The sequence below is a fragment of the Streptomyces sp. NPDC039480 genome (assembly GCF_055597165.1).
In genome coordinates this window covers 1-18,422 of the sequence record NZ_JBVITX010000021.1, presented here as the reverse complement: position 1 = coordinate 18,422, position 18,422 = coordinate 1, and the positions used below count along the sequence as shown (strand labels likewise).

13 protein-coding genes are annotated in these 18,422 nt (G+C 70.9%); 5 read left to right on the top strand and 8 right to left on the bottom strand.

Annotated elements, in window-relative coordinates:
* Window positions 1–25: 25 nt before the first annotated feature.
* Both ACZ56E_RS39695 and ACZ56E_RS39690 read left to right on the top strand, forming a co-directional pair.
* On the top strand, window positions 26–3,736 hold the full coding sequence (locus tag ACZ56E_RS39695) for a hydantoinase B/oxoprolinase family protein (protein WP_471221852.1): 3,711 nt from the start codon (window positions 26–28) through the stop codon (window positions 3,734–3,736).
* Complete coding sequence (locus tag ACZ56E_RS39690) at window positions 3,717–4,322, top strand: GTP-binding protein (protein WP_362994934.1); 606 nt, start codon at window positions 3,717–3,719, stop codon at window positions 4,320–4,322. The genes ACZ56E_RS39695 and ACZ56E_RS39690 overlap by 20 nt, the downstream gene beginning before the upstream one ends.
* Before the next feature lie 68 nt (window positions 4,323–4,390).
* Here ACZ56E_RS39690 and glpK read toward each other — a convergent pair whose 3' ends face one another.
* The 5 genes from glpK to ACZ56E_RS39665 all read right to left on the bottom strand — a co-directional run bounded on the left by glpK (window position 4,391) and on the right by ACZ56E_RS39665 (window position 9,556).
* Window positions 4,391–5,911: a glycerol kinase GlpK gene (glpK, locus tag ACZ56E_RS39685; protein WP_471221851.1), complete on the bottom strand. Its 1,521-nt coding sequence runs from the start codon at window positions 5,909–5,911 to the stop codon at window positions 4,391–4,393.
* Between the two features lie 32 nt (window positions 5,912–5,943).
* On the bottom strand, window positions 5,944–6,699 hold the full coding sequence (locus ACZ56E_RS39680; protein WP_471221850.1) for an MIP/aquaporin family protein: 756 nt from the start codon (window positions 6,697–6,699) through the stop codon (window positions 5,944–5,946).
* A 354-nt stretch (window positions 6,700–7,053) separates the two neighbouring features.
* Window positions 7,054–8,244, bottom strand: coding sequence for a lipid-transfer protein (locus ACZ56E_RS39675; RefSeq protein WP_471221849.1), 1,191 nt, complete (start codon window positions 8,242–8,244; stop codon window positions 7,054–7,056).
* Window positions 8,241–8,687 carry a Zn-ribbon domain-containing OB-fold protein gene (locus ACZ56E_RS39670; RefSeq protein ID WP_471221848.1) on the bottom strand — a complete coding sequence of 149 codons (447 nt, stop codon included), beginning with the start codon at window positions 8,685–8,687 and terminating at the stop codon, window positions 8,241–8,243. The genes ACZ56E_RS39675 and ACZ56E_RS39670 overlap by 4 nt, the downstream gene beginning before the upstream one ends.
* Window positions 8,688–8,749: 62 nt before the next feature.
* Window positions 8,750–9,556, bottom strand: a complete 807-nt coding sequence (locus ACZ56E_RS39665) for a M15 family metallopeptidase (protein WP_471221847.1) — start codon at window positions 9,554–9,556, stop codon at window positions 8,750–8,752.
* Between the two features lie 72 nt (window positions 9,557–9,628).
* On the opposite strand from ACZ56E_RS39665, the gene ACZ56E_RS39660 reads away from it, so the two are divergent.
* A complete protein-coding gene (locus ACZ56E_RS39660) occupies window positions 9,629–10,159 on the top strand; it encodes an NUDIX domain-containing protein (protein WP_468613052.1) in 531 nt (176 codons plus the stop codon).
* A gap of 51 nt (window positions 10,160–10,210) precedes the next feature.
* On the opposite strand, the gene ACZ56E_RS39655 is transcribed toward ACZ56E_RS39660, so the two are convergent.
* A complete protein-coding gene (locus tag ACZ56E_RS39655; protein ID WP_471221846.1) occupies window positions 10,211–12,574 on the bottom strand; it encodes a glycoside hydrolase family 31 protein in 2,364 nt (787 codons plus the stop codon).
* 215 nt (window positions 12,575–12,789) lie between these two features.
* Here ACZ56E_RS39655 and ACZ56E_RS39650 point away from each other — a divergent pair, with 215 nt between their 5' ends.
* A complete protein-coding gene (locus tag ACZ56E_RS39650; RefSeq protein ID WP_471221845.1) occupies window positions 12,790–14,775 on the top strand; it encodes an acetoacetate--CoA ligase in 1,986 nt (661 codons plus the stop codon).
* A 90-nt stretch (window positions 14,776–14,865) separates the two neighbouring features.
* Complete coding sequence (locus ACZ56E_RS39645) at window positions 14,866–15,759, top strand: hypothetical protein (RefSeq protein WP_471221844.1); 894 nt, start codon at window positions 14,866–14,868, stop codon at window positions 15,757–15,759.
* A gap of 70 nt (window positions 15,760–15,829) precedes the next feature.
* Here ACZ56E_RS39645 and ptsP read toward each other — a convergent pair whose 3' ends face one another.
* The gene (gene ptsP / locus ACZ56E_RS39640) at window positions 15,830–17,500 is read right to left on the bottom strand and encodes a phosphoenolpyruvate--protein phosphotransferase (protein WP_471221843.1); all 1,671 of its coding nucleotides are present in this window, start codon (window positions 17,498–17,500) and stop codon (window positions 15,830–15,832) included.
* Window positions 17,501–17,577: 77 nt separating this feature from the next.
* Window positions 17,578–18,027, bottom strand: a complete 450-nt coding sequence (locus ACZ56E_RS39635; RefSeq protein WP_468613061.1) for a PTS sugar transporter subunit IIA — start codon at window positions 18,025–18,027, stop codon at window positions 17,578–17,580.
* Between the last annotated feature and the right edge of the window lie 395 nt (window positions 18,028–18,422).

Here is an 18,422-nt window from a genome sequence, read left to right as displayed (position 1 = left end):
ACAGCGCGGAAGCGGGAGTGAGAACGTGACTGGCTGGCAGTTCTGGGTCGACAGGGGCGGCACCTTCACCGACATCGTCGCGAGGCGCCCGGACGGCAGCCTCCGCACGCACAAACTCCTCTCCGACAACCCGGCGCGCTACCGGGACGCGGCGGTCGCGGGCATCCGGGAACTGCTCGCCGACGCGAAGACGGGCGACGGCGACGACGCCGCGCCCGTCGACGCCGTCCGCATGGGCACCACCGTCGCCACCAACGCCCTCCTGGAGCGCAAGGGAGAGCCCACCGCCCTCGTCATCACCCGGGGTTTCCGCGACGCCCTCCGCATCGCCTACCAGAACCGCCCACGGATCTTCGCCCGCGAGATCGTCCTCCCTGAACTCCTGTACGACCGCGTCATCGAGGTCGACGAACGCGTCACCGCCGACGGCGACGTGCTGCGCCCACCCGACCTGGAGGGCCTGACGGGCCCCCTGCGCGCCGCGTACGACGACGGGATCCGCTCCGTGGCGGTCGTCTGCATGCACAGCCACCTGTACCCCTCCCACGAGCAGGCCGTCGGCGAGCTCGCCGTCCGCACCGGCTTCCCGCAGGTCTCGCTCTCCAGCGAGGTCAGCCCCCTCATGAAGCTCGTACCGCGGGGCGACACCGCGGTCGTCGATGCGTATCTGTCGCCGGTTCTGCGCCGCTACGTCCAGCACGTCGCCGACGAACTCCACGACGTGCGGCTGATGTTCATGCAGTCGAACGGCGGCCTCACGGAAGCGGGCCGGTTCCGCGGCAAGGACGCGATCCTGTCCGGTCCCGCGGGCGGCATCGTCGGCATGGCGCGCATGTCGCGCCTCGCGGGCTTCGACCGCGTCATCGGCTTCGACATGGGCGGCACGTCGACGGACGTGTCGCACTACGCCGGCGAGTACGAGCGGGTCTTCACCACGCGGATCGCCGGGGTCCGGCTGCGCACCCCCATGCTCGACATCCACACCGTCGCCGCGGGCGGCGGTTCGGTGCTCCACTTCGACGGCAGCCGCTACCGCGTCGGCCCCGACTCGGCGGGCGCCGATCCCGGCCCGGCGAGCTACCGCGGCGGCGGGCCGCTCACCGTCACCGACGCCAACGTCGCCCTCGGCCGCATCCAACCCGCCCACTTCCCGGCGGTGTTCGGGCCGGACGGGGACCAGCCCCTCGACGGCGACCTCGTGCGCGACCGCTTCACCGCCCTGGCCGAGGAGATCCGCGCTGCGACGGGCGACGACCGCACACCCGAGCAGGTCGCCGAGGGCTACCTGCGGATCGCGGTGGCCAACATCGCCGGCGCCGTCAAGCGCATCTCCGTCCAGAAGGGCCACGACGTCACGCGCTACGCCCTGACCACATTCGGCGGCGCGGGCGGCCAGCACGCGTGCATGGTCGCCGACTCACTGGGCATCCGCACCGTCCTCGTACCCCCCATGGCCGGTGTGCTCTCCGCCCTGGGCATCGGCCTCGCCGACACCACGGCGATGCGGGAGCAGTCCGTGGAGCTGCCCCTGGAGGCGTCTTCGATGCCGCACGTCCGCAAGACGGCGGACGACCTGGAGAGCGCGGCCCGCGACGAACTCCTCGCCGAGGACGTGCCGGCCGACCGCGTCCGCGTCACGCGCCGCGCCCAACTCCGCTACGACGGCACGGACACCGCCCTGACCGTGGAACTCACGGACCCGGACACCATGACCCGGGACTTCGAGGACCGCCACCGCGCCACCTACTCCTTCACCCTGGACCGGCCCGTCGTCGTGGAGGCCCTCTCTGTGGAGGCCACCGGAGACACCGAACCACCCGACCTCTCCACCCTCGCGGCCGCCGCCGTCGGGCCGGGCACCCCGCAGCGGGTCAGCCTCCACACCGGCGGCAGCCGACGCGACGTACCCCTGCACCGCCGCGAGGAGCTGCCGCCGGGCCGGACCGTCACAGGGCCGGCGATCATCACGGAGGCCGGTGCCACCACCGTCGTGGACGACGGCTGGCGGGCGTCGACCACGGAAGCGGGCCACCTGCTCATGGAACGCGTCACCGCGCCGGAGAGTTCCACCGCGAGCACCGCGGCCGACCCCGTGCTCCTTGAAGTGTTCAACAACCTCTTCATGTCCATCGCCGAACAGATGGGCGCCCGCCTGGAGTCCACCGCCCAGTCGGTGAACATCAAGGAGCGTCTCGACTTCTCCTGCGCGCTGTTCGACCCGGACGGCAACCTCGTCGCCAACGCGCCGCACATCCCCGTCCACCTGGGTTCGATGGGTACCAGCGTGAAGGAGGTGATCGCGCGCCGCGGCACCGGCATGCGCCCCGGGGACACCTACGCCGTCAACGACCCGTACCACGGCGGCACGCACCTCCCCGACGTCACGGTGATCACGCCGGTGTTCGACAGGCCGGGGGAGCACGGCACTTCGGAGACGGACGGCTCTTCCGAGGAGCGGACCAGAGAGCGGACCAGGGACCGGACCGAGGAGCGGATCCTCTTCTACGTCGCCTCGCGCGGGCACCACGCCGAGATCGGCGGCATCGCCCCCGGATCCATGCCGGCCGACAGCCGCACCATCGACGAGGAGGGCATCCTCTTCGACAACTGGCTTCTTGTAGAAGACGGCCGTTTCCGTGAGGCCGAGACCCGCCGCCTGCTCACCGACGCCCCCTATCCCTCACGCAACCCGGACACGAACCTCGCCGACCTGCGTGCCCAGATCGCCGCCAACCAGAAGGGCGTCGACGAAGTCCTCCGGATGATCGACGACTTCGGCCTCGACGTGGTCCAGGCGTACATGAAGCACGTCCAGGACAACGCCGAGGAATCGGTACGCCGCGTGATCGACGTCCTGGAAGAGGGCGAGTTCGCCTATCAAACCGACTCCGGCGCCACGATCCACGTCCGCGTCACCGTGGACCGCGCGGAACGCTCCGCGACCATCGACTTCAGTGGTACGTCGCCGCAGCTCGCCACCAACTTCAACGCCCCCTTCGCGGTGGTCAACGCCGCCGTCCTGTACGTCTTCCGCACCCTCGTCGCCGACGACATCCCGCTCAACGACGGCTGCCTGCGCCCCCTGCGCGTCATCGTGCCCCCGGGCTCACTGCTCGCCCCCGAGCCGCCCGCGGCCGTCGTCGCGGGGAACGTGGAGACCTCCCAGGCCATCACGGGGGCGCTCTACGCCGCCCTGGGCGTGCAGGCCGAGGGTTCCGGCACGATGAACAACGTCACGTTCGGCAATGACCACCACCAGTACTACGAGACGGTGGCCTCCGGCTCCGGAGCGGGCGACGGCTTCGACGGGGCGCCCGTCGTGCAGACCCACATGACCAACTCCCGGCTCACCGACCCCGAGGTACTGGAGTGGCGGCTGCCCGTCCTCCTCGAGGAGTTCGCCGTACGACGGGGGAGCGGGGGCGACGGGAGATGGCGCGGCGGGGACGGAGCCGTACGCCGCATCCGCTTCCGTGAGCCGATGACGGTCTCCACCCTGTCGCAGCACCGCAGGATCGCGCCGTACGGCATGGCGGGCGGTGACACCGGCGCACTCGGCGCCAACCGCGTGGAACGCGCGGACGGCACCGTCGTGGAGCTCGCGGGCAGCGACTCGGCCGACCTGGGCCCCGGCGACGTACTCGTGATCGAAACCCCCGGCGGCGGCGGATACGGACCGGCCCCGCGCGACACCACCGATGCAGGAGAAGTGAGCGATGATCTTCAGGCGCAGTGAGCGCGGCAAGGCCCCCGTCGAGCCGGTCACGCTGAAGATCCTGGTGGCGGGCGGCTTCGGCGTCGGCAAGACGACCCTGGTCGGCGCGGTCAGCGAGATCAGGCCGCTGCGCACCGAGGAGACCCTCAGCGAGGCAGGGCGCCCCGTCGACGACACTCGCGGCGTCGCGGGCAAGCACACCACCACCGTGGCCATGGACTTCGGCCGCATCACCCTGCGCGAGGACCTCGTCCTGTACCTCTTCGGCACCCCTGGGCAGGACCGCTTCTGGTTCCTCTGGGACGAGCTGGCCACCGGGGCGCTGGGCGCTGTGGTCCTCGCCGACACCCGCCGCCTGGAGGACTGCTTCGCCGCCATCGACTACTTCGAACGGCGCTCCATACCCTTCGTCGTCGGCGTCAACTGCTTCGAAGGCGCCTCGCGCTACCCCACGGACACCGTGCGCCAGGCGCTCGACCTCGACCCCGAAGTGCCCGTCGTGCTCTGCGACGCGCGCGACCGCGAGTCCGTCAAGGAGGTCCTCATCGACGTCGTCGAACACGCGATGGCGGCGGCCGCGGCCTCCCGCGAACACGCGACCACCTAGCCGCCGACGACCGCACTCAGCGGCCCGTACCCCCGCCGACCGGGGTACGGGCCGCGGCTCTGCCCGGCTCAGCCCTCGCCGTCCTCCAGCCAGCCGAAGCTCCGCTCCACCGCCTTGTGCCAGTTGTGGAACTCGCGGTCCCGCGATGCGGCGTCCATCCGCGGCGTCCACTCCACGTCCTGCTGCCAGTGCGCCTTGAGCTCGTCGAGGTCGTTCCACACACCGGTCGCGAGCCCGGCCGCGTACGCCGCCCCCAGACAGGTGGTCTCGGAGACCTTGGGGCGGATCACGGGCACGCCCAGGACGTCCGCCTGGTGCTGCATCAGCAGGTTGTTCTTGGTCATGCCGCCGTCCACCTTGAGGGTGGTGATCCGCACTCCGGAATCCTGGTACATGGCGTCGACGACCTCGCGGGTCTGCCAGCTGGTCGCCTCCAGGACCGCACGCGCCAGATGCGCCTTGGTGACGTACCGGGTGAGCCCGGTGACGACACCGCGCGCGTCGGAGCGCCAGTAGGGCGCGTACAGGCCGGAGAACGCGGGCACGATGTACGCCCCGCCGTTGTCGTCCACGCTCGCCGCGAGCGGTTCGATCTCGTCGGCGCTGCGGATGATGCCGAGCTGGTCGCGGAACCACTGCACCAGCGCACCGGTGATCGCGATGGACCCCTCCAGGCAGTACACCGGCGCTTCGGAGCCGATCTTGTAGCCCATCGTGGTGAGCAGCCCGTTCTTCGAGGGGACGGGCCTGTCACCGGTGTTGAGCAGCAGGAAGCTGCCCGTCCCGTAGGTGTTCTTGGCCGTCCCCGTGTCGTAGCAGGCCTGCCCGAACACGGCCGCCTGCTGGTCGCCGAGGGCGGAGGCGACGGGCACTCCGGAGAGCTGGCCCACGGCCGTGCCGTAGACCTCGGCGGACGACCTGATCTCCGGCAGGACCGCTTCGGGGATGTTCATCGCGGACAGGATCGAGCTGTCCCACTGGAGCGTCTGGAGGTTCATCAGCATGGTGCGGCCCGCGTTGGTGACGTCGGTGACGTGCCGGCCGCCGTCGGTGCCGCCCGTGAGGTTCCAGATCAGCCAGGAGTCGATGGTGCCGAAGGCGATCTCGCCCCGCTCGGCGCGGGCCCTGAGCCCCGGCACGTTGTCGAGTAGCCAGGCGGCCTTGGGCCCGGAGAAGTAGCTCGCCAGGGGCAGCCCCGTCTGCTCGCGGAAGCGGTCCTGGCCGTCCGCGCCGCCCAGGTCGTTGCAGAGCGCGGAAGTGCGGGTGTCCTGCCACACGATCGCGTTGTGCACGGGCTTGCCGGTGGCGCGGTCCCACAGGACCGTCGTCTCGCGCTGGTTGGTGATGCCGAGCGCGCTCAGCTGGTCGGCGCGGAGCCCGGCCTTGGCGATGGCTCCCGCGACCACCGCCTGCACCTTGGACCAGATCTCCGTGGCGTCGTGCTCCACCCAGCCGGGCTTGGGGAAGATCTGGCGGTGTTCCCGCTGGTCCACGGCGACGATCGCGCCGTCCTGGTCGAAGATGATGCAGCGGCTCGAAGTGGTGCCCTGGTCGATGGCGGCGACGAATTTCTCGGAGCTGTCCGGCATGGCTACCCCTTGATGACCCTTGGTGAGACGACTCAGAAGGCTGCGTTGTAGATGAGGCCCGCGAGGGCGCCGCCGATCAGCGGTCCGGCCACGGGAACCCAGGCGTAACTCCAGTCGGACGTTCCCTTGTTCGGGATCGGCAGGAAGGTGTGCACGATGCGCGGGCCGAGGTCGCGCGCCGGGTTGATGGCGTAGCCCGTGGGGCCACCGAGGGAGAGGCCGATGCCGACGACCAGGAAGGCCACGATCAGCGTCTGCGTGCCGGATTCGCCGAGCCCCTCGGTGAGCCCGAAGGCCAGGATGGGCAGCACCAGGGCGACGGTCGCGATGACCTCGGTGATGATGTTCGCGACGGGGTTCCGGATCTCCGGGATGGTGGAGAAGATGCCGAGCGTCGGCGTCGGTTCGTGCGCGCTGGACACCTTGTCCTTGACGCTTCGCGTGACGTTGGCGTTGAACTGCGCGAGGTACACGAGATAGGCGAGGACGGCGCCGACCATCGCGCCCACCATCTGCCCGAGGACGTAGATCCAGGCCTTGTCCCACTTGCCGGTGTCGATCGCGATGCCGAGCGTGACGGCCGGATTGAGGTGACCGCCGGAGAGCGGCCCCGCGGTGTACGCCCCGGCGAGCACGCCGAAGCCCCATCCGAAGGCGATGACGACCCACCCGGAGGCCTTCGCCTTCGAATGGCTGAGCGTGACGGCGGCGCACACGCCGGCGCCGAGAAGAATCAGAATCGCGGTGCCGATGACCTCACCGACGAAGATGTCCCCGTTCGAGTACATGGCGGCTCCTAGGCCCTGGTCCGGGGCGGTGCGCCCCGGTCCTCCGTGCAGGGTGCGTACTCACGACCGCTGCCTGGATACGCCCGGCTGACGCAGCCGGCGGCAGAGGCCTCCCGAACCCCGCCCGGCGCCCATGGCGAGCGTGCCGTCGCAGTCGAATCGCCCATGGGGGATGACCCGGTGAACAGGCCCTTTGTGCTGGCCCTTCGCGCGCGCAGACGCTCTGAGCGCGTGGAGCCGAAGTGCGGCGACGCCGACTGACACCCGGAAGTGTTCACCGATGGTGATGGAGCGTCAAGGTCGCGGACGGCAACGGTTAACCGGCGTGTGCGCTTCCTCCACGGCACCCGTGGATCAGCGCACCGCCACCACCGAGGACCCGTGCCCGAACAGCCCCTGGTTCGCGGTCACCCCCACACGCGCCCCCTCGACCTGCCGCGCCCCCGCGGCCCCTCGCAACTGCCAGGTCACCTCACAGACCTGGGCGATGGCCTGCGCGGGCACCGCCTCCCCGAAGGAGGCGAGCCCTCCGCTGGTGTTCACGGGCACGCGCCCGCCCGGCGCCGTCACCCCGTCGCGCAACAGCTTGGCGCCCTCGCCCTCGCCGCACAGCCCCAGGTCCTCGTACCACTGCAGCTCCAGGGCGGTGGACAGGTCGTAGACCTCCGCCAGCGATATGTCCTCGGGGCCTATGCCCGCTTCTTCGTACGCGGTCCGGGCGATGGACGCGCGGAACGTCCCGTCGGCGGGGCGCACGACCGCCGCCGAGTCCGTGGCGATGTCCGGCAGATCGAGCACCGTCGTCGGATACGTCGGCGTGACCGTGGACACCGCGCGGATGCGCACCGGATCCGCCGCCCCGTGCCGCCGCGCGAACTGCATGCTGGACAGCACCAGGGCCGCGGCGCCGTCCGATGTGGCACAGATGTCGAGCAGCCGCAGCGGGTCGGCCACGACGGCGGAGGCGGCGACTTCCTCGGCGGTGACGGCCTTGCGGTAGCGCGCGTTCGCATTGAGGGCGCCCGCCGCCGCGTTCTTCACCTTGACCTGCGCGAAGTCCTCCAGCGTGTCGCCGTGCACGGCCATCCTGCGGCGTGCGTAGAGGCCGAAGTAGGCGGGGTTCGTCGCCCCGAGGACCCGGAACCGCAGCCAGTCGGGGTCGTCCGGCCGGTCCCCGCCGGCGGGCCGGAAGAAACCCTTGGGAGCCGCGTCGGCGCCGACCACCAGAACCACGTCGGCCATGCCCGCCAGGATCTGAGTACGCGCCGCGTTGATGGCCTGGGCGCCGGACGCGCACGCCGCGTACACACTCGCCACGCGCGCGCCCTGCCAGCCGAGCGCCTTGGCGAACGTGGCCCCCGCCACGTAACCGGGATAGCCGCCGCGGACCGTGTCCGCCCCGACGACGGAACCCACGTCCCGCCAGTCGACCCCGGCGTCCGCGAGCGCCGCACGCGCCGCCGCCACTCCGTACTCGACGAACCCGCGCCCCCATTTGCCCCAGGGATGCATGCCCGCGCCGAGCACCGCCACCTCTCCGGTCATGCGCCCACCCCCACGGGCCGCCAGTGCCAGGTCGTCCACGTCGTCCCGCCGTCCTCGTGCAGCACCCCGGGGACGACCTCGACCTCCATGCCGACCTCCAGGTCGGCGACGGAGACTCCAGGAGCCGACTGCCCGAGCACCACCATGCGCTCGGCCGCCAGCTCCACAGCGATCAACGTGTAGGGCTCCCAGGGAAGTTCCGGGTCGGAGACATAGGGCGCGGGCGGCCGGTAGCGGCCGTCGGTGTACGACCAGACGCGCCCCCGGCGCGCCAGCGGCACCTCGGCCAGCTCCCCGCCCCCGCAGCCGGGATTGCGGCAGAACCCGTCCTCGCGAGGGAAGAAGACACAGGCGCAGGCGGAGCAACGCGTGCCCAGAAGGCGAAAGTCCTCACCCTCCCCGGCGAACCAGTTGGGCACTACGGGTGTGCGCGTACGCGACAAGGCTCCTCCAGGCACTGGATCTGACGGAACGTCAGAAGTGTGCCACGGGGTACCCGCCGACGCTACGTCCCTTGCAGCGACCGCCGCGAGACGGGGAAGTCGAAGTAGGTGTCGGGGAACGCCTCGGGCTTGTAAGTGAAGTGCCACCACTCTTCAGGGAGATTGACGAAGCCCTGCTTGCCCAGGGTGTTGCGCAGCAGATCGCGGTTGGCCCGCTGCTTCCCCTTGATCCGCGGATCGTCCGTGTGCGACAGCGTGTCGAAGCAGTCGAACCCCGTCCCCATGTCCACCGAGTTGTCGGGGAAGCGCTCGCTCCGCGGACCGAAGCAGGGCGTCAGGGGCTCCCCGGGGACGTACGGACGGGTCGGCAGGGCAGGCAGCCGCACCACCGTCAGATCCACCGTGGAACCACGGCTGTGCCCGGACTTCTCCGCGATGTAACCGTCCGCGAACAGCCGCGACTTGTCGACATGCGGGTAGAACTCCGCCTTCATGCGCTCGTCGGTGAGATCCTCGGCCCAGCGCACGAAGTGGTCGACGGCCCGCTGCGGGCGGTAACAGTCGTACACCTTCAGGGAGTAGCCCTTGCGAAGGAGCGCGCGCTGCGCCTTGTGGAGTGCCTCCGCCGCGGGCTCGGTGAGGATGCACATCGGCTTCCGATAGCCGTCGATGGGCTCCCCGACGAAGTTGTGCGGGGTGAAGTAACGCATCTCCTGGATGATCGTCGGGTCGACGTCGCGCAGCGCGACGAACTCCTCCGGAGCCTTCGGTTCAGGCTTGGCCTGCGCGGGTGAGGGAGCGGCGGCCACGGCCAGCAGAGCGGCGGCGCCGACGGCGAGATTCCGCAGAGCGGGGACAATTCCTGTCATGCCCCTGCGTCTATCAGGGTCTCCGCCACCCGCGAAAGACCGACGCATCGGGGATCGGATACAGTCCGCGGCGTGTCCGCATCCCCACACACCACCAACTCCGTTCCGGGCTCCCACTGTTCGAGCTGTGGAGCGTCCTACGAAGACCAGCCCTCCGGCTGGCCCCGCACCTGCGCCGCCTGCGGCACAGTGGCCTACCGCAACCCGCTGCCCGTGGCAGTCGCCGTCCAGCCCGCGTACGACACACAGGGCACCGGCCTGGTCGTCGTCACCCGCACCATCGCCCCCGCGCTCGGTGGCCTCGCCCTGCCCGGCGGCTTCATCGACGACAGGGAGGACTGGCGCGACGCGGTCGTGCGCGAGCTGAAGGAAGAGACCGGCATCGGCGCGGAGAGCCGCGACGTCCGCCTGGCCGACGTCATGAGCGCCCCCGACGGATACCTCCTGCTCTTCGGCCTGCTCCCCGCACGGCCCGCCGCCGACCTGCCGGCCCCCGCGCCGACCGACGAGACGGCGGGCTGGGACCTGCTGCGTCGCCCCGAAGAGCTCGCCTTCCCGCTGCACACGCTGGCGGCACGCGCGTGGTTCGAGGGCCGCTACTGACCCGGGGCTCCCGGTCCACAGCCGCCGCCGACCCCCGTCACCTGCTGCCCCTCAGCCGTCGAGCCCCCGTACCCGCACCGGACGCCACGGTGCGGGCCCGTCCTCGCCCCCGTCCCGCTCCACGACCACCCGCCCCGCGCTCCACCGCGTCGTGAACCGCTCCAGCTCCGGCTCCGCCCAGCCGTCACCCGCGTCGACGACCACGACACCACCACCGGTACGCCCCTCGGCAGGCGCCCAGGCCTCCAGCTCCAGGCCACCGTCGGCCCCCCGCACGGGCAACACCGTCCCCGCGCGCGCGAACACCGGCACGCGCGCCAACGGAGCGTCCACCAGCACCTTCCCAGGCCCCTCGTAGGCCCTGCCGGTCGCCGTGTCGTACCAACGCCCCGCCGGCAACGGCACCGACCGCCGCACGGCACCACACTCCAGAACAGGTGCCACCAGCAGGGAATCCCCGAGCAGGAACGCGTCCTCACAGTCCCGCAACGCCCTGTCCTCGGGGTTCCCCCACCACAAGGGCCGCACATAGGGAGCGCCCGTACGCCGCGCGAGATGGGCGAGCGTCACGAAGTACGGCAACAGCCGCCTGCGCTCGACGAGCACCTCGCGCGCGTGCCCCAGCACTTCCGCACCGAACTCCCACGGCTCACGCCGCCCGGCCCCGATCGCCGCGTGCGTACGGAACAGCGGCAGATACGCCCCCAACTGGAACCACCGCAGATACAGCTCCGGCGACGGACTGCCACCAAAACCACCCACATCGGGCCCCGAGTACGGCACACCGCACAACCCGAGCCCCAGCACCAGCGCCAACGAAGCCCGCAGCCCAGGCCAGTCCGAGGACACATCTCCGGACCATGTCCCTCCGTAGCGCTGCATTCCCACCCACCCGGAACGCGAGAACAAGAAGGGCCGCTCCTCGGGATGCAGCGCACACAGCGCCTCGTACCCGGCGCGGGCCATCCCCAGGCCGTACACGTTGTGGGCCTCCCTGTGGTCACCGCCACGTCCCTCCAGGGAGTGCCGCGCCGACCGGGGGAGGGTCGTCTCACCGAACGCCGCGAACGACACCGGCTCGTTCATGTCGTGCCAGAAGCCCGCGAACCCCTGCTCCAGGCGCTCTTCGTAGAGCGTGCCCCACCACTCACGCGCGCGCGGGTCGGTGAAATCCGGATACACCGCCTCTCCGGGCCACACGACACCGCGCACCGGCCGCCCCGCGACATCCCGCACGAACGCATCGGCCGCCACCCCGCTGTCGTACACCTCGACACCCCGCTCGGACTTCACCGCGGGATCGATGATCGAGACGAGCCGGACCCCGCCCCTGCGCAACTCATCGGCGAGCTGCGGCAGTTTGGGGAAGCGCTCCTTGTCGACGGTGAAGACCTGGTGGTCTTCGTAGTGGTCGATGTCCAGATGGACGGCGTCCAACGGCAGCCCGCGCTCCTGGTAGCCGGCGACGATCCGCCGCACCTCCTGCTCACTGCCGAAACCCCACCGCGCGTGATGATGCCCGAGCGCCCACGAGGGCGGCAGCGCGGGCGGGCCGGTGAGCGACGCCCACGCGTGCATCACGCGCGCGGGAGTACCGACCATCACCCAGCACCGCAGCGGCCCGCCACTCATCCGCACCTCGCACGAACCGGCCCGGTCATGACCGGACCCGTCACCCTCCACCCCCTCGCGCACCGACACATCGCCCTCCCACGTGTTGTCGTGGAAGACCAGATGCGTGGCGGCATCCGCCACCACCATCTGCACCGGCATGGTGATGTACAGCGGATCGTCATCCGGCCCGAAGGAGCCACCGGGATCGGTGTTCCACAGCCGGTACGTCCCGTTCCGCAGCCGTGGCCCGCGGGACCGCCCGCCCAGACCGAAGAACCGCGCGTCCGCCGCCACCTCCGACCGCTGCACCCAGCGCGCCGCACCCCCCTCGGCCGGCTCCCACCAGCGCGGCGGCAGATCACGCCGCAGCATCACACCACCCGGCGTGCGCAGCTCCACCGCACCGTGCCGCGAGACGACGACCGTCGCCCGCTCCGACACGACCCGCCAGCCGCCCTCCTTGTCGGGCTCAAGGACGGCCCGCGGGTCCGGCTCGGGGCTCCGGCACGCCAACGCGTACGACGGCTCCGGCTCCGCCCCGTCCCAGCCCAGGAAGACCGCTCCGCCGACCGTCACCCGCACCCGCAGCTCGGAGCGGGCGAACCGCACCACACCACCACCGGGCTCCGGCTCCATTCCCGTCACCACGCCCGGCACCCGCGCACGCTCCGCGCCCCGGGGGGCCAGCCCCGTCGCGTCCGCCCGCCACCTGCGCCACGAGGAGCGCACCGTGCGCAACCCCTGCGCCGTGCCGACCATGCCGACCGCCTTCACCGAACGCACCAGGTCACGACCGTTCATGCTGCTCACCCTGCCACCGAAGAAGCCGCGTGCGGGCCGCGTTCAACTGCCGTTCACCTGGGGCTACGCCACATGTCCGACGGGGTGCCCGTGTGCGGCAGACCCTGGTGCGGAAGTCGATCACGTGGCATCGTCCCTTGCAGCCGTGTTCACGCGCACACCCAGCACGTGCGCACCCCACACGCATACGACGCGTACAGTCCGGGAGCCGCCCCATGACGTCCTCAGCGAACCCTGTGCCGCTCTGGCAGCCGAGCCCCGAGAGGATCGCCGAAGCGCAGGTCACCCAGTTCCAGGCCTGGGCGGCCGAGCACTACGGAGCCCCGGCCGACGGCGGGTACGAAGCGCTGCACCACTGGTCGGTCACCGAGCTCGAGACGTTCTGGAAAGCCGTCACCGACTGGTTCGACGTCCGCTTCACCACCCCCTACGCGCGCGTGCTGGGCAACCGCGCCATGCCCGGCGCCGAGTGGTTCCCCGGAGCGACCCTCAACTACGCCGAGCACGCACTCCGCGCCGCCGAGGACCCCACGCGCGCGGACACCCCCGCCCTCCTCCACGTCGACGAGAGCCACCACCCGCAGCCCGTCACCTGGGCCGAACTCCGCCGCCAAGTCGGCTCCCTCACCGCGGAACTGCGCGATCTGGGTGTACGCCCCGGAGACCGCGTCAGCGGCTACCTGCCCAACATCCCGCAGGCCGTCGTCGCCCTCCTGGCCACCGCCGCCGTCGGCGCCGTCTGGACCTCCTGCGCCCCCGACTTCGGCGCCCGCAGCGTCCTCGACCGCTTCCAGCAGGTCGAACCGGTCGTCCTCTTCACCGTCGACGGCTACCGCTACGGCGGCAAGGAGCACGACCGCCGCGACACCGTCGCCGAGCTCCGCGCCGAACTGCCGAGCCTCCGCGCCGTCGTCCACATCCCGCTGCTCGACACCGAAGCCCCCGAAGGCACCCTGGAATGGTCGGCCCTCACCTCGGGGGACACGGCACCCACCTTCGAACCGGTGCCCTTCGACCACCCCCTGTGGGTGCTCTACTCCTCCGGAACCACCGGCCTCCCCAAGGCGATCGTCCAGTCCCAGGGCGGCATCCTCGTCGAACACCTCAAACAGCTCGGCCTCCACTGCGACCTCGGCCCCGACGACCGCTTCTTCTGGTACACGTCGACCGGCTGGATGATGTGGAACTTCCTCGTCTCCGGCCTCCTCACGGGCACCACGATCGTCCTGTACGACGGCAGCCCCGGCCACCCCGACACCGGCGCCCAGTGGCGCATCGCCGAGCGCACCGGAGCCACCCTCTTCGGCACCTCCGCCGCGTACGTCATGGCCTGCCGCAAGGCCGACGTCCACCCCGCCAGGGACTTCGACCTCTCCCGCGTCACCTGCGTCGCCACGACCGGCTCCCCGCTCCCGCCCGACGGCTTCCGCTGGCTGCACGACGAGTTCGCGAACACCCCGGGCGGCCTGTGGACGGCATCGGTCAGCGGCGGCACGGACGTCTGCTCCTGTTTCGCCGGCGCAGTCCCCACCCTCCCCGTCCACATCGGGGAGCTCCAGGCGCCCTGCCTCGGCACGGACCTGCAGTCCTGGGACCCCCAGGGCAAACCACTCACCGACGAGGTCGGCGAGCTCGTCGTCACCAACCCCATGCCGTCCATGCCCATCCACTTCTGGAACGACCCGGACGGCACCCGCTACCACGACAGCTACTTCGACACCTACCCCGGCGTCTGGCGCCACGGCGACTGGATCACCCTCACCTCACGCGGCTCGGTCGTCATCCACGGCCGCTCCGACTCCACACTCAACCGCCAGGGCGTCCGCATGGGGTCCGCCGACATCTACGAAGCCGTCGAACGGCTCCCGGAAATCCGCGAATCCCTCGTCATCGGCGTCGAACAGCCCGACGGCGGCTACTGGATGCCCCTCTTCGTGCACCTCGCCGAAGGCGCCACCCTCGACGACACCCTGCGCGACCGCATCAAGCGGACCATCCGCGAGCAGCTCTCACCGCGCCACGTCCCGGACGAGGTCATCGAGGTCCCCGGCGTCCCGCACACCCTCACCGGCAAGCGGATCGAGGTCCCGGTCAAACGCCTCCTCCAAGGGACACCTCTGGACAAGGCGGTCAATCCCGGCTCCGTCGACCGCATCGAACTCCTCGACTTCTACGCCGACCTGGCCCGCAAGCGCACCTGACCCCAGCGCCTTCCCGCAGCTCAGCGGCCGTTGTCAGTGCCCCTCGTTACTGTGAGTGAGCATTGATCGACCGTTCGCAGGGGGAACATCATGGCGCACACCCGACACGACACGATGCGACGCGCACTGCGCCGCGAAGTAGCCGGAACCATCGGCCTGCTGGCCGACGAGGAGGACTTCGCGGCCATGCGCCGCTACCGCACCTTCACCTTCGACGACCACGAGACCTACCTCCAGCAGGTCGAGGACCTCCTCAAAACCCTCGCGGCCCAGGGCAGCCACACCACCATCGCGCTCTTCGACCCCCAGGAGTACGAGGAGTACTGCGCGGAGACCGGCCGCGACCCGGACACCCCGGACAGCCGCACCCGCTTCACCGCCGAACTGGCCTCAGGCGGCCCCACCGTTCCGTACGAGGGCCAGCCCCTCGCCGACCTCGTCCCCGACCTCGTCGACGAAGCGGTCCGCCGGGCCACCTGGGAGTACGCGACAGTGCAGCTCGCCCGCGCCGGCACCTGCGCCACCTGCGGCGAGGACATCGGACGCGCCGCCTTCGCCCGAGCCTCCGAACTGATCACGCGGGCCCTCGACACCTCCCGCCCGGGCACCCGGCACCTCGTGTGCAGCGTCCCCGCCCACCCCGAAACCCTCCTCGCCGCACTGCACATCGAGGTCGAAGCCGACGGCCGCGCCCTGCTCGACGACCAAGAGGCCCTGGAGTTCGCCACCGTCCTGGCCGTCGGCATCGCCACCCACCGCGCCGTCGGCATGGTGCTGCGCTCCAGCGCCGAAGGCACCCGCGACCGCGTCCAGGGCTGGCGCATGCACGGCGGCCGCCTCCAGCCTCTCAACGCGGCCGAGGTCTTCGACGCCTACTGCACCGACGCCATCTCCGGGGAACTCGTCTCCCCGGAGTCCGGCGTCGACTACTGCGCCGCACCCGACCTCGAACCCGACGCTCCCGAAGGGGGACACACGCACTGAACGCCCGAGGGGCGCCCCACCGACCGGTGGAGCGCCCCTCGGGGTCGCGATCGAACTGCCCGCAAGCGGGTCACTCGCCCGACAGCACCGCCTGCGCGGCCTTGCGAGCCTCTTCGGCACTGTCCGCGGCACGCGCCGCCGAAGCGGCACGCTCGCACTGCGCCAGCGTGTACTTGGCGAGCGTCGCGCGCACGTACGGAATGGACGCCGCACCCATCGACAGAGAGGTGACACCCAGACCGGTCAGCACACACGCGAGCAGCGGGTCCGAAGCCGCCTCGCCGCACACGCCACAGCTCTTGCCCTCGGCACTCGCCGCCTCGGCGGACATCGCCACCAGGTCGAGCAGCGCGGGCTGCCACGGGTCCTGGAGCCGGGACACCGCGCCCACCTGCCGGTCGGCGGCGAAGGCGTACTGAGCGAGGTCGTTGGTGCCCAGCGACAGGAACTCGACCTCCTGCAGGATCGAGCGCGCCCGCAGCGCGGCCGACGGGATCTCGACCATCGCGCCGAACTTCGCCTGCAGCCCCGCCTCACGGCACGCGTCCGCGAAGGCCTTGGCGTCGGTGCGGTCCGCCACCATCGGGGCCATGACCTCGAGGTAGACGGGCAGCCCCGCGGCGGCCTTGGCCAGCGCCGTCAGCTGCGTCCGCAGCACCTCGGGGTGGTCGAGCAGTGTCCGCAGCCCGCGCACACCCAGCGCAGGGTTCGGCTCATCGCCCGGCGTCAGGAAGTCGAGCGGCTTGTCCGCGCCGGCGTCCAGCACACGCACGACGACCCGGCCCTCGGGGAAGGCCTCGAGCACCTTGCGGTACGCCTCGACCTGCTTCTCCTCGGACGGCGCCTTCGTGCTGTCGTCCAGGAACAGGAACTCGGTGCGGAACAGACCGACACCCTCGGCCCCCGCCTCGACCGCGGCCGGCACGTCGGCGGGACCGCCGACATTGGCGAGGAGCGGCACCTTGTGCCCGTCGGACGTCGCACCCGGGCCGGTCGACGCGGCCAGCGCGGCCTTGCGCTCGGCGGCGGCGGCCGACAGCTGCGCCCGCTTCTCCTCGCTCGGGTCCACGAAGATCTCACCGGTGCTGCCGTCCACGGCGACGACGGTGCCCTCGGCGAGTTCACCGGCGCCGGGCAGCGCGACGACGGCCGGCACTCCGAGCGCCCGCGCGAGGATCGCGCTGTGGCTCGTGGGACCGCCCTCTTCGGTGACGAAGCCGAGCACCAGAGCGGGGTCGAGGAGCGCGGTGTCCGCGGGCGCCAGGTCTCGCGCGATCAATACGTACGGCTGGTCGCTGTCCGGCACGCCGGGCATCGGGACGCCCAGCAGACGCGCGACGATACGATTCCGCACGTCGTCGAGGTCCGCCACGCGACCGGCCATGTACTCACCGGCACCGGCCAGCAGTTCGCGGTAGTGGGAGAACGCGTCGTAGACAGCGCGCTCGGCCGTGCTGCCGACGGTGATGCGTCGGTCGACGTCGGACATGAGCTCCGGGTCCTGGGCGATCATGGCCTGCGCCTCGAGCACCGCCTGGGCCTCGCCGCCCGCCAGGTTGCCGCGCGCATTCAGGTCGGCCGCCACAGCTTCCACGGCCTGGCGAGCGCGCCCCTGTTCGCGCTCCGCCTCCTCCGCGGGAATCTGCTTGGCCGGCGGCTCGAGCACAGCGGTACCCATGTGCCGAACCTCGCCGATCGCCACTCCGTGGCTGACACCGACGCCTCGCAGCGTTGTCTCCATTTCACCCGTCTCCGGTAGTGCGACGGGCCCAGCCGTCGCGGTGGTTGTCCTGCTTGCCGTCAGCGACGGCGATGACGTCACTTCCAGCTGAAGAGCGCGTCGCCGGCCTTCACGTCGCCGGCCTCGACGAGGTCGCCGAGGGACTCGGCCGTGGCCTCGAGCGCCACGATGGGGCACACCGGGGACTTGCCGGCCGCCTCGACGGCGGACGGGTCCCAGCGGACCACGGCCTGACCGCGCTGCACGGTGTCGCCCTTGTTGACGAGCAGATCGAAGCCCTCACCGTTGAGCTGGACCGTGTCGATGCCCAGGTGCGTGAGCACACCGTGACCCTGGTCGTCCACCACTACAAACGCGTGGGGGTGGAGAGAGACGACGATGCCGTCCACGGGAGAGACGGCCTCCGAAGGCTCACGCACGGGATCGATGGCCGTGCCAGGCCCGACCATCGCGCCTGAGAACACGGGATCCGGTACAGCAGAGAGCCCAATGGCGCGTCCTGCAAGCGGGGACGAAACGCTGGTCATGGCAAGCCTCCCAGGGGGTGGAGATTCATAGCCGTCGTCACTACCTGTCCGGGACGACGCGCTGTTCAGAAGGGTAAGTCATAGGAAGTCCCGGTTCCGCATGAGTGGTCCCGGTTGACGGACGTAGAGGCAGCGCTCAAACGATTTGCGCCCGGCACGATGCCCGATGTACAGTCGTACTCCTGCCTGAGGCCGTGGGACGCAAGCGTCCGGCCCCGGCGGCATCCTTCACATCAGATCCTATCCCTGGGTTCGGTTCCGCATGTTCGCGGTGACCGTGGTCAGAGAGTCGAATGAGACCTGATAAAGTCGGAACCGCCGGAAAGGGAAACGCGAAAGCCGAAAGGCCGGAGCGGGAACCGGAAAGGCACCGAGGAAATCGGACACGAAAGAGT

Coding starts and splice junctions, on each gene's coding strand:
- ACZ56E_RS39690 (WP_362994934.1), top strand. CDS start 3,717: ATGATCTTCAGGCGCAGTGAGCGCGGCAAGGCCCCCGTCGAGCCGGTC.
- glpK (WP_471221851.1), bottom strand. CDS start 5,911: ATGCCGGACAGCTCCGAGAAATTCGTCGCCGCCATCGACCAGGGCACC.
- ACZ56E_RS39680 (WP_471221850.1), bottom strand. CDS start 6,699: ATGTACTCGAACGGGGACATCTTCGTCGGTGAGGTCATCGGCACCGCG.
- ACZ56E_RS39675 (WP_471221849.1), bottom strand. CDS start 8,244: ATGACCGGAGAGGTGGCGGTGCTCGGCGCGGGCATGCATCCCTGGGGC.
- ACZ56E_RS39665 (WP_471221847.1), bottom strand. CDS start 9,556: ATGACAGGAATTGTCCCCGCTCTGCGGAATCTCGCCGTCGGCGCCGCC.
- ACZ56E_RS39655 (WP_471221846.1), bottom strand. CDS start 12,574: ATGAACGGTCGTGACCTGGTGCGTTCGGTGAAGGCGGTCGGCATGGTC.
- ACZ56E_RS39650 (WP_471221845.1), top strand. CDS start 12,790: ATGACGTCCTCAGCGAACCCTGTGCCGCTCTGGCAGCCGAGCCCCGAG.
- ACZ56E_RS39645 (WP_471221844.1), top strand. CDS start 14,866: ATGGCGCACACCCGACACGACACGATGCGACGCGCACTGCGCCGCGAA.
- ptsP (WP_471221843.1), bottom strand. CDS start 17,500: ATGGAGACAACGCTGCGAGGCGTCGGTGTCAGCCACGGAGTGGCGATC.
- ACZ56E_RS39635 (WP_468613061.1), bottom strand. CDS start 18,027: ATGACCAGCGTTTCGTCCCCGCTTGCAGGACGCGCCATTGGGCTCTCT.